Source organism: Rhizobium bangladeshense, from assembly GCF_017357245.1.
GTDB classification, from domain to species: domain Bacteria; phylum Pseudomonadota; class Alphaproteobacteria; order Rhizobiales; family Rhizobiaceae; genus Rhizobium; species Rhizobium bangladeshense.
In genome coordinates this window covers 160,560-172,825 of sequence record NZ_CP071615.1, presented here as the reverse complement: position 1 = coordinate 172,825, position 12,266 = coordinate 160,560, and the positions used below count along the sequence as shown (strand labels likewise).

Genomic DNA, 12,266 nt, shown 5'->3' with positions numbered 1-12,266 from the left:
CGCTGTATGCGGTGAATGGTGCCTTCTGCAAAGTGTCGATGATAAGCTTCGCCCGGGTTTTGGGCGCCTGCCTCTGAAAATGTTCGAGCCAACAGGAATTGGTATCTGCCGACGACATGCCGCGCGCATGTCATTAGTAAGCGCTGTTTTCAGGCCACGGCTTTGAGTTCATGCGTTGCGGCGTAGACCCAAGGCAGCAGGTCGTCGACGACAGGCGTGGTCATCGATATCGACCACGACCTCGATGCGCGGCAGGTGCGCTGGTAGCGAGCCCCGGTTCGTGCGCCGCTTGGCAACTTGCGACTGGCGAAAAGCCGTGGCAGCCTGTTCCTTCTCTTCCAGTCCGTCGGCTTCGACCTGCTCGGCTTCTTCAAACCCAAGCAGAAGCTGATCCTCGGGAAGCGTCTCTGCCCGTCGACCAAAGCGGTGGCGCTGCAATTCCTTGATGATCTGACGCAGGCGGGCATTCTCCGCCTCACGCGAAAGCACCATGGCTTTCAGCGCGTTCAGGTCATCCGGAAGTTCGTCCGCCGTTATCGTCATGGATCGAGAACAGCATATTTTACCGCTCGGATCGAGAGGCTGGATGGTGCTGATTCAAATGGTCGCGGCCGTCATCCAGCCCTTACCGGCGTGCGCGTTTCGCTCGGCGCATGAACGCGTTTCCAGTCCAGTCCCTCGAACAGCGCCGAGAACTGTGCGGCCGTCAGATGCATCGCGCCGTCCTGCATTCGAGGCCAATGGAACTCGCCATCCTCAAGCCGCTTGGCGACCAGGCGCACGCCGCTGCCATCCCAGAAGATCAGCTTGATCCGGTCCGTTCGTTTGGCGCGGAACACGTAGATCGTGCCAGAGAATGGGTCAGCACCCATCTCCGCCTTCACCAGTGCTGCCAATCCTTCAGCACCTTTGCGGAAGTCGACGGGCTTGGTGGCGATCATCACCTTTACCGCACCGGACGGACCAATCACGACTGAGCCTTCAAGGCCTGGTTCACGGCAGCAATGGTCGCGCTGTCCGTGCCAGATGCGATCCTGACGATCGCGCCGCCAACCTCCAGCTCGATTGCCGCAATTGGAAGTGCGCTCCTCGTTATCGTCTTTCGCCGTGTCGGGGGTGGCTCTGCCGGACGATCAATTACCGCTGGCACAAACATTGACGGCGAGTCTTGCTTCGCCTGACTTCGCACCTGCCGACGCCAGGTAAACAATTGTCCGGGCGACAACCCATGCCGACGCGCAACAGCACTGACCGACATCTCGCCGCTATAGCTCTCGGCGACAATGCGGTCCTTCTCCTCGTCGCTCCAGTCGCGGCGACGGCCTGTTCCCGTGAAAACCTCAAACCGTTGCAACGGCACATCTTCACTGGTGCCATGCGTAAATCCTGTAATCGTCATATGTCGAAGCCTCGTTCGGCAACAACATCAACAATCACACGCTGATCCGGAAGGTGGGGTCAAGGCACCGCTTACTGTCATTCGGCACGACCAATTGTCTTTCATCATGTGCACGGAGGCAATTCGTTTTTCTGCAGGTGAAGCGGTATGGGTCTGCGGGTTGACCCTAAGTCGTAATTGCCCCTTTGCATGCAAACGTGATCACGAATCGGTCAGCAGGGCTGCCCAGCCGCATTTGCAAAGAGGTTTGCGTCAGATTGAAAGTGCCGACAGTTGGAACCGCAAGGGCCATGGCGGCCCAGAAGTTCCGTTCGCACAAGCAAAGAAACTACCCCTTACCGCCGGATTTACCCCAACGCCTGCTTTTATGATTTCGGCAAGCGTCCACCAGCCTTGACCCGAGCTGGATTTCCCATGGCCGTGCTTCCTGCAGGAATATCTCGCGTGACCACACTACCAGCGCCAACGACAGCGTGATCGCCAATTGTCACGCCCGGGAGAATGATTGCTCCACCGCCAATCCAGGCGTGCCTGCCAATGCTGACAGGCCGTCCCAACTGCAGTCCAGCCTGGCGCTGCTCTGGATCATGTGGATGGTCCGCAGTATAAATCTGCACAGCAGGGCCAATTGCGGTTCCGTCACCGATAGTTACCGCTGCCACGTCAAGAATGACGCAGTTGTAATTGATGTAGACCCAAGCTCCGATCCGGATGTTAAACCCGTAATCGCAGTGGAACGGAGGACGAATAACCGCTCCAAGCCCGACTGCTCCCAATCGTTCTAAAAGGAGCGCATTCCACCGCTCGGCGGAGTCGCCCAGCGTGTCATTATACCGCTTCAACCAAGCCCCGGTGAGGAGCAGCTCGGCTTGGATCTCGGGGTCCGCTGCGTTGTACATTTCGCCTGCCAGCATCTTCTCTTTTTGGCTGCGTTTCATCGTCACTTCTCAGATCTTGTTAGCGGGAGGACGGTACTTGAGTGCGACTACTTCGCGATCAAGCTAGCTGGCACCTGGCACGATATCGGGTGCAGGCGGAGGTGGAATTGATAGTAACACTCCTTGTTCGTGGCAGAAAAGGATGAGGCGTCAACTTTAGTCGACCGGCGAGCCGAGTGAGAACTCCGGCGACGAAAATAGTCAGGCTCCAGCTCCCCGCGACACGTGGTGAAAGCGGAATAGCGTGGCTGCGCAACATTTTTCAGATGCGCGAGTATCTGGGGAATTGCAGCGAAACCTCGCTGACGGGAATCGGCGGCGCCTGCTTCAGGCACTTGAAGCTGGCCTTACAAGGGGTCAATCGTGACGATCTTCACTTCATTGCACCTGCTTAAACGCAAGGACAGCATTCATGCCGCCCATGGCGAAGGCGTTGCTCATGGCCACGCGCACCCTACGCTCCCGGGGCACATTTGGCGTGATGTCCAGGTCACAATCGGGATCCGGCTCGCGATAGTTTGCGGTCGGCGGCACGACATCTTCTTGGATCGCCATCACGCAGGCAATCATTTCGAGCGCACTTGCTGCCCCGAGGCAGTGCGCGTGAGTGGATTTGGTGGAAGAGATGGACATCGATCGAGCATGGTCACCGAAGACGCGCTTAATCGCCATCGTTTCGATCTGATCGTTGGCCTTGGTGCCGGTGCCATGGGCGTTGAGGTAGTCTACATCCTCGGCATTTAAACCCGCATCAACAAGGCAGGCGCGCATCGCCGCCTCCGGCCCATGCACAGCTGGTGCAGCGATGTGGTAGGCATCGGCGGAAAGGCCAATGCCGGCGACCTCGGCAAGCATTGTTGCACCGCGGGCGGCGGCATGCTCATAACTTTCCAGCACCGCCATGCCCGCACCCTCGCCCAAAACTAGTCCTTTCCTGTCGGCGGAGAATGGCCGGCAAGTATCTGGAGCGAGTACGCGCATTGCTTCCCATGCCTTAAGCACGATCCACACGAGTGGCGCGTCGCTTCCTCCAGCTAGCATAACGTCCGCCCTACCGAGCTTGATCTGGTCTACCGCTGAAGCGATCGCATGGTTGGCCGAGGCGCAGGCGGAGGTGGCACCGAAGACTGGCCCCCGCAGCCCGAGGTTCATGCTTACTTGACAGGCAGCCGCGCTAGGCATTGCCTTTACCCCAGTGAATAGCTCAGTGCGGGTCGCGCCGCCCAGTAGGAGGGTGCGGTAGGCCTTCTCGGTAGCGTCCCAGCCGCCAAAGCCAACGCCCACTGTCGCGCCGAAACGGTGGGCATTTTCTTCATCGCACGAAAGGCCGGCCTGTCGCATGGCTTCTCTAGCTGCAAGCACGGCAAGCAGGCTGAAGCGGTCCATGGAGATGAGCTGCTTGCGATCAATGTCGTGTTGAGGCAGCACCTTGATCTCGGTCCCGATCATCCCCTTCAGCTCATGAATCTCTGAATTTGAAATCGGGCCGATGGCGGAGCGGCCTTCGCGCATCTCCGTCCAGATAGAGGAAGCATCGGTGCCCAGTCCGCACAGTCCGCCCAATCCGGTGATAACGACGCGCTTGTCCATTCAGACCTCCCTAGTGAGCAAGCCACGGACGGCTTCCACCACGTCGCCGATATTGTTGAGGTTCGACCAGGCATCCGCCGTATTCATCTCGATCTTGATGCCGTAGATTTGCTCCAGATCCCAAAGGACATCGGCCAAACCCAGCGAATCGATGCCAAGCGAAGTCAACTCCGTGTCAGTCGTTATTTCGCCGAGCGCTACGGTCGTTCTCTCGCCGTTTTCAGCTTTGACGAGCTTATTGATCGCACTGATAATTTCCAGTGTGAGTTGATCAGCCATTTGTGTTCCTTTCCATCATGCCTAATTTCGACAAGCCGCCGGCCTTGCGAGAAGACCCGATCCAATTGCTGCTAACATCGGAAGATGTTCCGGCTCGTCTGCGAAGTGATGACAGAACCGACAAAATTACCCAACCTCACCGCGCGGCTGCCTTGCTATGGATCATATGAAATGATTGGTAAAATTGATTGTGTGGATCAAAAGCATCCACGCCATGGATCGTGGCTCGGCGCATTGCGCGGCTGAATTCATTAGCGGGCGGCGTTTCAAACCCTCCAGGAAAAGCGTGATTACGCGGATCGAAAGTATTGAGCTTTGGCCCTTCCCGGGCCGGCGCGTTATCAGTGCGGCGCAGGAAGCATGTGCGGGAGGTCGATGAAGTCGCCGTGGCGTGATGCTGGTTTTCAGCATTGAGCCGAACATAAATGACAGGAATAAAGTTTTGAATCACTTTGCATTAGGCCAGGTAAAGCATACATGGCACCTTCTCAGGTAGAAACGATCGCTCTCGGCACAATGGCTTAAATCGCTGGATGAGCTGAGGCACCGGGACCCGCCTATAATGCGTTGCCTCGTTAGGGGACCGAATGCATCGGTTCCAATGATCAGCGCCCATCTAACTACTGGGGCTGTGGAATGAACCCGGGGGTGCCGCTTACGACGTGCAACTTTGCATCTCAGATTCCATGCGCGAAGCCTCTTTGATCATAATCTTGCGCATCCATATGTTTCCAGGATCAGTGTTGTGAAGAGCCGGCCATTGGACAGCCTCAGTGAACGAAAGCAGTGGCAAAGGATGCTCGATGATCCGTAAGGGGATAGTTTGTTCGTAATGTTTGACCAGCCGGAGCGGGATGGTTGCTATTCGGTTAGTGCCTGACAGCAACGGCGGGATCAGGTTAAACCCCGGCACGACGAGTTCAATACGCCTCTTGAAGCCGTGCTCCAGCAATAACCATTGCTCAACAGAAGGCTTAAGACCACGTCCGAACTTAGCCGCAACATGCCCCATGGACATATATTGCTCCAGGGAGAGCTTCCCTGGCAGCTGCTCGTTCGTAGGGCAGCCGACACACACCAGTTCCTCTTCGAAAAGCCTTGCTTTTGGGTGGGCGCCAGACATGAACAAATCCGGAAGGATCAGAAAATCAACATCCCCACGGCGGAGAAGCTCCTCCGGATCGTCGTCAAGTGGCAGCAACTCGAAGCTGACCCCCGGCGCCTCTCGAGCTAAGCGCAAGATGATCTTGTCGAAGAAGACCAGTGCCATGAAGTCTGAAAGGATAATTCTGAATCGGCGGTCGGACTCCGCAGGGATTATTGGATCCCATGCGATGACGGAGAGCTGAATATGCAAGAGAGCATCGCGAACAGCGGGGGCGAGTGCCTCCGCACGCGGGGTCGGAATTAGCTCCCGTCTCTGCATAATAAAAAGCTCGTCGTTGAAATAGGCGCGCAACCTGGAGATGGCAGCGCTCATGGCGGGTTGGCTGAGGTTGATGCTGCGTGCCGCTGCTGTGAGCTTGCGCTCGGTCATTAGAGCGTCGAGCGCTACAAGAAGGTTGAGATCAAGGCCTTTAAAACGCATGAGTGTATATCCATTCCATAGATGATTGCCATCCAAACAATCAATTTTACCAATCTTTCGGATCACTTATAGAAAAGCCGGAACTTGATCAATATCAAGGCCGGGAACGAAAAATCGAAATGCCGGGCAAGGGCCCGATTTCAATTCTTTACTTCTCCTAACCGCTCGATTGTCTAACCGGCAATCCAATAGTCATGCGCAACAATCTCGCGCGGCTTTGATCGTGGCTGGGTGAAGGAACAACGTGGAGCTTTTGCATGTCTTCTGAAGTGCGATGGAAAATATGCTGGGAAAATGAGTTGGAAGCTTCAGACCACGCGGAGCTCGCTGATTTTTTTTGCAAGACCTATGGGCCGACGGGAGCTTTCAATGCCAAGCCGTTCGAGACTGGCCGAAGCTGGGGTGGTGCGAGGCCCGAACGCCGCGCAATCGCATATGACTCGCGCGGTGTCGCTAGCCACATGGGCTTGTTACGCCGCTTCGTAAGGGTCGGTACGACTGATTTGCTTGTGGCCGAGCTAGGCCTGTACGGAGTGCGACCGGATCTAGAAGGATTAGGCATCGCTCACTCGGTCCGCGCTATGTTTCCGGTTCTGCGCGAGTTGAGCGTTCCATTTGCTTTTGGAACAGTTCGCCACGCCATGCGGAATCACATGGAAAGATACTGCCGAGACGGAACCGCCAATATGATGACGGGGCTGCGTGTGCGCTCCACGCTTCCAGACGCGCATTCCGACCTGCCAGCCACGCGCACTGAAGATGTCCTCGTATTGGTAGTTCCCGTCGACCGTCCGATGACTGAGTGGCCTGCGGGCTCGTTGATTGAACGAAACGGGTCGGAACTATGAAGCGGCCTGCCTATATGAGCGAAGTACCGGTCAATCACACAAACGGACCGGAAGATCGCTGCGTTTACTTGACGTTCGATGATGGTCCCAATCCATTCTGCACGCCGCAAATCCTTGATGTTCTAGCTGAGCACCGCGTCCCGGCAACATTTTTTGCTATCGGTTCCTACGTGAAGGATCACCCGGAACTCATTCAACGCCTTGTGGCGGAAGGTCATGATGTCGCCAATCATACCATGACGCATCCCGACCTCGCCACCTGCGATCCCAAGGATGTGAAACGTGAAATAGACGAGGCGCATCAAGCTATTGTCTCGGCCTGTCCCCAAGCCCAGGTCCGGCACTTACGAGCGCCTTACGGGGCGTGGACTGAAGACGTGCTCTCAGCATCGGTGAGGGCTGGACTTGGAGCCGTTCACTGGTCGGCCGACCCTAGAGATTGGTCTTGCCCGGGCACCGATGTGATCGTTGATGAGGTGCTTGCTGCTGCTCGGCCTGGGGCAATCGTACTTTTGCACGACGGGTGTCCGCCCGATGAGGTTGAGCAATGCTCGCTTGCCGGACTGCGTGACCAGACGCTTTTAGCACTCTCTCGAATTATTCCGGCACTGCATAGCCGCGGATTCCAAATTCGTTCACTTCCCTGAAACACTGGACAAACGAGAAACCATGACCCTGCTCGCAACAACCAGCATCGCCGCCGTCTCGCTTTATGCAATGCTCTCCACTGTTTATAAGAGCGCGCAGGTCTTTCATGCTAGGCGGACAACGATCTCAACAACACCTGCGAAACATATCGACGCCACCTCTGTGCCAAGCGTTGATGTCATTGTGCCGTCCTTCAACGAGGACCCAATCGTTCTTTCGGAATGCCTCGCGTCGCTTGCGGAGCAAGATTATGCCGGAAAATTGCGTATTTATGTAGTAGACGACGGTTCCAGAAATCGCGACGCGGTTGTGGCTCAGCGCGCTGCCTATGCAGACGATGAAAGATTCAGCTTCATAATTCTCGCTAAAAATGTTGGAAAGCGCAAAGCGCAAATCGCCGCTATCACCCAGTCCTCTGGGGATCTCATCTTGAACGTGGACTCAGACACCACGCTCGCCCCCGACGTCGTCTCCAAGCTCGCCCACAAAATGCGCGATCCAGCGGTCGGTGCGGCGATGGGCCAATTGAAAGCCAGTAACCAGGGGGACACTTGGCTGACTCGCTTGATTGACATGGAGTACTGGCTTGCCTGCAACGAGGAGCGCGCGGCGCAAGCTCGCTTCGGTGCAGTTATGTGCTGCTGCGGCCCATGCGCGATGTACCGGCGTTCTGCTATGCTCTCGCTGCTGGATCAGTACGAGACGCAACTTTATCGCGGCAAGCCGAGTGACTTCGGTGAAGATCGCCATTTAACGATTCTCATGCTGAGCGCAGGTTTTCGAACTGAGTATGTTCCGAGCGCCATCGCGGCGACAGTTGTTCCTGACACAATAGGTGTTTATCTGCGTCAACAACTACGGTGGGCACGCAGCACTTTTCGGGATACTTTGCTTGCGTTCCCCGTACTGCCTGGCCTTGATCGATATCTCACGCTGGACGTAATCGGGCAAAATGGCGGCCCTTTACTTCTTGCGCTGTCGGTGTTGACGGGTATTGGGCAGTTTGCGATGACCGCCACAGTACCATGGTGGACGATCATGGTCATCGGCTCCATGACTCTTGTGCGATGCAGCGTGGTTGCCTATCGCGCCCGCGAACTTAGGTTTCTGGGCTTTGCTCTCCACACGCTCGTGAACATCTTTCTCTTAATTCCTTTGAAGGCCTATGCCCTTTGTACCTTATCCAATAGCGACTGGCTGTCGCGCGGATCAGTCGCGATTGCGCCGAATGTTGGTCAGGGAGCTACCAAAGTGCCAGGGCGGGCGACATCTGAAATTGCCTATAGTGGCGAGTGATGGACGCGTCACTGCACCTCAAAATTTGGGACAAGAAATGAACGGGCAATTAGCGAATTTGAAGACGGCGATCGCTGATCCGCACCAGGATCATATCATCCTATCGGAGCGGCAGGGCCAATCAAAAAGTAAGTCAATGGATTCGCCTTCTGGGTCCTTGTCTTCAGTTGCAATCGACCTGGCCGGTGTTTCGAAATCATATGGTGGTAAAGTCGTCGTCAATGACTTGTCGTTTACTATCGCCGCCGGAGAATGTTTTGGTCTTTTAGGGCCGAACGGCGCAGGTAAAAGTACGATCACCCGTATGATCCTAGGGATGACGTCGCCAAGTGCAGGCACAATCACTGTACTCGGAGCACGGGAACCGCGCCAGGTTCGCTTGGCACGAGCGAAAATCGGGATCGTGTCTCAGTTCGATAATCTCGACCTGGAATTCACGGTCCGCGAAAACCTTTTAGTATACGGCCGCTACTTCCGCATGAGCACCCGAGAAATCGAAGCGGTCATCCCGTCTCTGCTTGATTTTGCGAGACTTGAGAGCAAGACGAATACGCGTGTGGCAGACCTATCTGGAGGAATGAAGCGGCGCCTCACTTTGGCGCGTGCGCTCATTAATGACCCACAGCTACTCATTTTGGACGAGCCGACCACTGGTCTCGACCCACACGCACGACACTTGATCTGGGAGCGGCTTCGATCGCTGTTGGCACGAGGCAAGACAATTCTTCTGACCACCCATATCATGGAAGAGGCGGAGCGCTTGTGCGACCGGCTGTGCGTGCTTGAAGCTGGGCGAAAGATCGCCGAAGGCCGACCGCATGCCCTGATCGAGGAGCAGATTGGCTGTCCCGTGATCGAAATTTATGGTGGCGATCCGCAGGAGCTTAGTCTTTTGATCAGGCCAAACGCTAGGCGACTGGAAATCAGCGGAGAGACCCTGTTCTGCTACACGCCTGATCCAGAGCAGGTGCGCGCGCAACTGCGTGGATATTCGGGCCTGCGCTTGCTGGAGCGTCCACCAAATCTAGAGGATGTCTTCTTGCGGTTAACCGGACGCGAGATGGAGAAGTAGACGATGAGCGTAGCAACATTACCCGCTGGCGGTTTGAACTGGCTCGCAGTTTGGCGCAGAAACTATCTGGCTTGGAAAAAAGCGGCGCTGGCATCCATTCTCGGAAATCTAGCCGATCCCATAATATACCTATTCGGGCTCGGCGCTGGATTGGGAGTGATGGTAGGGCACGTTGACGGCGTATCGTACACCGCATTTTTGGCGGCTGGAATGATCGCGACAAGCGCGATGACTGCTGCAACTTTCGAGACTATCTATGCGGCCTTTGGCCGAATGCAGGGCCAGCGCACCTGGGAAGCAATGTTGTACACACAGCTCAGGCTAGGGGATATCGTCGTTGGGGAAATGGCGTGGGCGGCAACTAAGGCGTCGCTCGCAGGCACCGGCATTGGTATCGTCGCCGCCATGTTGGGATACACTCACTGGCTGTCTCTTCTCTATGCTCTTCCGGTCATTGCCCTTACTGGCTTTGCCTTTGCGAGCCTCGGTATGGTGGTCACGGCCCTCGCGCCCAGCTACGATTATTTCATATTTTATCAAACGCTTGTCATCACACCGATGTTGTTCTTATCAGGCGCAGTCTTTCCCATCGACCAATTGCCTGTAGCATTCCAGCAGCTTGCGGCGTTCTTGCCCTTGGCACATGCGGTAGATGTTATCCGCCCGACGATGCTGGGCCAATCAATCACCAATGTCTGCCTGCACATCGGCGTTCTCTGCATCTACATAGTCGTACCATTCTTCTTGTCTACCGCATTGCTTCGGCGGCGACTGATGCGGTGAAGAATGCTGCTTAGCAAGTAAAAGGGCACATCGCGTCTCCGCGGCCATCATCGCTAACCATATTGGGGCAGCGACGACCCCCGGCACCAGCGGCGTGATGCCGCCTCACCAATTTGCTACGGCTGCCACCGTCAGCACCTCACTACGATTGCGCGGCCTAATGCCAAGGTCAAACGACCATTTTTCCGGCCTCGGCCAGCATGGTCTGCGTGAGCCCAGCGATGCCGCCGATGACGACCGTGCTGTCGAGCCCCGTCAGCTGATCAATCAGGGTCGGCGATAGCCGTTGGTCTGTACGCGATCTTGCGGTTTCTAGGGACGACACAATCCTCGATGGCATGACCCACAGAAACTAGGCCGGAACCGCCACGTTTTCGGCTAGAGAAAGCAACAGACAGCCTGGCAATTCCCCTAAACCAGCCTTAATCTGATCGTCACAAAACTGTTGGAGGGAACTCCAAAAAAACTTTGGAGCAAGGTCGGCCGGGGCTCCTTCGGGCCGACTCCTTGATTCAATTGGTGTCGTGGAGGCGGCATGGGATAACTGGTGTTAGTTGCGGAGTCCACGGGGAAAGGTCAGGCGGCGCGCCAAGTGGTTGCCGAAGTCAACCAACCCGATCCATAATGTCGGACTGAATGGTCATAGCAGTGTATATTGAAGCGTCCAATGGCAGATCTCCAAACGCGAGTTGACACAGAAGATAGTTGGCGCCTGCCTCTTCCAACTGATCAAGAAGAGACCGTCGCACAGAGGCTGCCGTTCCTACTACGCACAATTCACTCTCAATTGCGGCATCCAAGGTCAGCGGCAGGTTTGACGGAACTGGGATCGCATTGATATCGTATAGAAATTTGAAGCTCTTAACCCATCGTTCGTAAGCAGGTGCCGCGAGTGAATAGGCATGCGCGGCAGAACGTCCGACCACCACCATTCGGAGCAATCCGAGAAATGAGGCTTGGTCGTCCGTGCCATCGTAGTCCTCTCGATGGGAATGGAAGGCATCAGTAATTTTGCGAACAACAGACGCGGGTCCTAGGCACGCGATATTCGCGCCATTTGCGGCGGCCCAAGCTGCAGACTCGGGCCGGTTGGTGGCGATCCAAATGGGCGGATGCGGACGCTGATAAGGCTTCAGCGTCAATGGTACGTTGTTTAGCTCAAAGTGATCGCCTTGGTAGGATAGCGTACCGCCCTTCATTGCCTTGACAAGGATTTCACTGGCTTCGACGTAACGCTCCGGCACCGCGTCCGCATCAATTCCAAAGTAACCCAATTCGATTGGGAGTGATCCGCGGCCTATGCCCAACTCGAGCCTACCACCGCTCAACTGGTCAAGCATACAGATCTCTTCAAACGCGCGTAGCGGATGACACAGGCTTAGCAGCATGACCATGGGGCCGACGCGAAGATGACGAGTGCGCTGTGCCACGCTCGATAAGAACAAATTCGGCGATGGGCCTCTGCCATGCGGAGTACAATGGTGCTCTGCGAGATGATACGCATAAAAACCGAGCCGATCGCAGGTCTCTGCTAGCGTAAGGCGATTTGCATATTGTTGTGCGAGGTCGCGACCATCCTCGTCCAAATGATCAAAGATGCCGAAGCTTAGCTTTGCAGGAAAGGCGTTTCTCATTCCGTATCTCCAACGTTCATGCACATCCTTCAGGCACCGATCCAAATTTAAGACTTGGATTGCTGAGCGGACATGATCTCATGCTCAGGGCGAACTTACCTCTGAGCTTTGCGTCTGCGAGGGCAGATCATTGAGATCTCGAAATTGCCCGCAGCCATCTGTGATTTTGCTGTTGCCGAAAGTCCACCGTC

The 12,266-nt window shown here is 55.8% G+C and carries 13 protein-coding genes and 1 pseudogene; 5 read left to right on the top strand and 9 right to left on the bottom strand.

Features of this window, described 5'->3' with window-relative positions:
• Positions 1 to 210 precede the first annotated feature (210 nt).
• The 8 genes and pseudogenes from J2J98_RS26770 to nodD1 form a co-directional block, all read right to left on the bottom strand.
• A pseudogene (locus J2J98_RS26770) lies at positions 211 to 543 on the bottom strand (transposase domain-containing protein); the annotation flags it as partial.
• A 71-nt stretch (positions 544 to 614) separates the two neighbouring features.
• Positions 615 to 971 (bottom strand): IS66 family insertion sequence element accessory protein TnpB, encoded by a 357-nt coding sequence (gene tnpB / locus J2J98_RS26765; RefSeq protein WP_138396806.1) that lies wholly within the window; start codon positions 969 to 971, stop codon positions 615 to 617.
• Entirely contained in the window at positions 968 to 1,399 is a 432-nt protein-coding gene (gene tnpA, locus J2J98_RS26760; protein ID WP_138396805.1) for an IS66-like element accessory protein TnpA, read from the bottom strand. Before tnpA ends, tnpB begins: the two co-directional genes overlap by 4 nt.
• Positions 1,400 to 1,764: 365 nt before the next feature.
• The gene (nodL, locus tag J2J98_RS26755) at positions 1,765 to 2,337 is read right to left on the bottom strand and encodes a nodulation O-acetyltransferase NodL (protein WP_138396804.1); all 573 of its coding nucleotides are present in this window, start codon (positions 2,335 to 2,337) and stop codon (positions 1,765 to 1,767) included.
• A 378-nt stretch (positions 2,338 to 2,715) separates the two neighbouring features.
• Positions 2,716 to 3,927 carry a beta-ketoacyl-[acyl-carrier-protein] synthase family protein gene (locus J2J98_RS26750; protein ID WP_138396803.1) on the bottom strand — a complete coding sequence of 404 codons (1,212 nt, stop codon included), beginning with the start codon at positions 3,925 to 3,927 and terminating at the stop codon, positions 2,716 to 2,718.
• A complete protein-coding gene (locus J2J98_RS26745) occupies positions 3,928 to 4,206 on the bottom strand; it encodes an acyl carrier protein (protein WP_138396802.1) in 279 nt (92 codons plus the stop codon).
• Positions 4,207 to 4,342: 136 nt separating this feature from the next.
• Entirely contained in the window at positions 4,343 to 4,657 is a 315-nt protein-coding gene (locus J2J98_RS26740; RefSeq protein WP_138396801.1) for a hypothetical protein, read from the bottom strand.
• A gap of 204 nt (positions 4,658 to 4,861) precedes the next feature.
• Complete coding sequence (gene nodD1, locus J2J98_RS26735; protein WP_151519978.1) at positions 4,862 to 5,794, bottom strand: transcriptional regulator NodD1; 933 nt, start codon at positions 5,792 to 5,794, stop codon at positions 4,862 to 4,864.
• A 257-nt stretch (positions 5,795 to 6,051) separates the two neighbouring features.
• Here nodD1 and J2J98_RS26730 point away from each other — a divergent pair, with 257 nt between their 5' ends.
• Genes J2J98_RS26730 through J2J98_RS26710 form a run of 5 tightly spaced genes read left to right on the top strand, consistent with a single transcriptional unit; the run spans position 6,052 to position 10,441 of the window.
• Positions 6,052 to 6,642, top strand: coding sequence for a NodA family N-acyltransferase (locus tag J2J98_RS26730; protein ID WP_017958626.1), 591 nt, complete (start codon positions 6,052 to 6,054; stop codon positions 6,640 to 6,642).
• Positions 6,639 to 7,289, top strand: coding sequence for a chitooligosaccharide deacetylase NodB (gene nodB / locus J2J98_RS26725; protein WP_138333873.1), 651 nt, complete (start codon positions 6,639 to 6,641; stop codon positions 7,287 to 7,289). The genes J2J98_RS26730 and nodB overlap by 4 nt, the downstream gene beginning before the upstream one ends.
• A 22-nt stretch (positions 7,290 to 7,311) precedes the next feature.
• Complete coding sequence (nodC, locus tag J2J98_RS26720) at positions 7,312 to 8,586, top strand: chitooligosaccharide synthase NodC (protein WP_138396799.1); 1,275 nt, start codon at positions 7,312 to 7,314, stop codon at positions 8,584 to 8,586.
• Positions 8,587 to 8,623: 37 nt separating this feature from the next.
• Entirely contained in the window at positions 8,624 to 9,658 is a 1,035-nt protein-coding gene (nodI, locus tag J2J98_RS26715) for a nodulation factor ABC transporter ATP-binding protein NodI (RefSeq protein ID WP_138396798.1), read from the top strand.
• Between the two features lie 3 nt (positions 9,659 to 9,661).
• Complete coding sequence (locus J2J98_RS26710) at positions 9,662 to 10,441, top strand: ABC transporter permease (RefSeq protein ID WP_138396797.1); 780 nt, start codon at positions 9,662 to 9,664, stop codon at positions 10,439 to 10,441.
• Between the two features lie 605 nt (positions 10,442 to 11,046).
• Here J2J98_RS26710 and J2J98_RS26705 read toward each other — a convergent pair.
• The gene (locus tag J2J98_RS26705; protein WP_105009920.1) at positions 11,047 to 12,075 is read right to left on the bottom strand and encodes an LLM class flavin-dependent oxidoreductase; all 1,029 of its coding nucleotides are present in this window, start codon (positions 12,073 to 12,075) and stop codon (positions 11,047 to 11,049) included.
• Positions 12,076 to 12,266: the final 191 nt, after the last annotated feature.

Excerpts from the sequence above, each read along its gene's own strand:
- tnpA (WP_138396805.1), bottom strand. The coding sequence starts at position 1,399 with ATGACGATTACAGGATTTACGCATGGCACCAGTGAAGATGTGCCGTTG.
- nodL (WP_138396804.1), bottom strand. The coding sequence starts at position 2,337 with ATGAAACGCAGCCAAAAAGAGAAGATGCTGGCAGGCGAAATGTACAAC.
- J2J98_RS26750 (WP_138396803.1), bottom strand. The coding sequence starts at position 3,927 with ATGGACAAGCGCGTCGTTATCACCGGATTGGGCGGACTGTGCGGACTG.
- J2J98_RS26745 (WP_138396802.1), bottom strand. The coding sequence starts at position 4,206 with ATGGCTGATCAACTCACACTGGAAATTATCAGTGCGATCAATAAGCTC.
- nodD1 (WP_151519978.1), bottom strand. The coding sequence starts at position 5,794 with ATGCGTTTTAAAGGCCTTGATCTCAACCTTCTTGTAGCGCTCGACGCT.
- J2J98_RS26730 (WP_017958626.1), top strand. The coding sequence starts at position 6,052 with ATGTCTTCTGAAGTGCGATGGAAAATATGCTGGGAAAATGAGTTGGAA.
- nodB (WP_138333873.1), top strand. The coding sequence starts at position 6,639 with ATGAAGCGGCCTGCCTATATGAGCGAAGTACCGGTCAATCACACAAAC.
- nodC (WP_138396799.1), top strand. The coding sequence starts at position 7,312 with ATGACCCTGCTCGCAACAACCAGCATCGCCGCCGTCTCGCTTTATGCA.
- nodI (WP_138396798.1), top strand. The coding sequence starts at position 8,624 with ATGAACGGGCAATTAGCGAATTTGAAGACGGCGATCGCTGATCCGCAC.
- J2J98_RS26710 (WP_138396797.1), top strand. The coding sequence starts at position 9,662 with ATGAGCGTAGCAACATTACCCGCTGGCGGTTTGAACTGGCTCGCAGTT.
- J2J98_RS26705 (WP_105009920.1), bottom strand. The coding sequence starts at position 12,075 with ATGAGAAACGCCTTTCCTGCAAAGCTAAGCTTCGGCATCTTTGATCAT.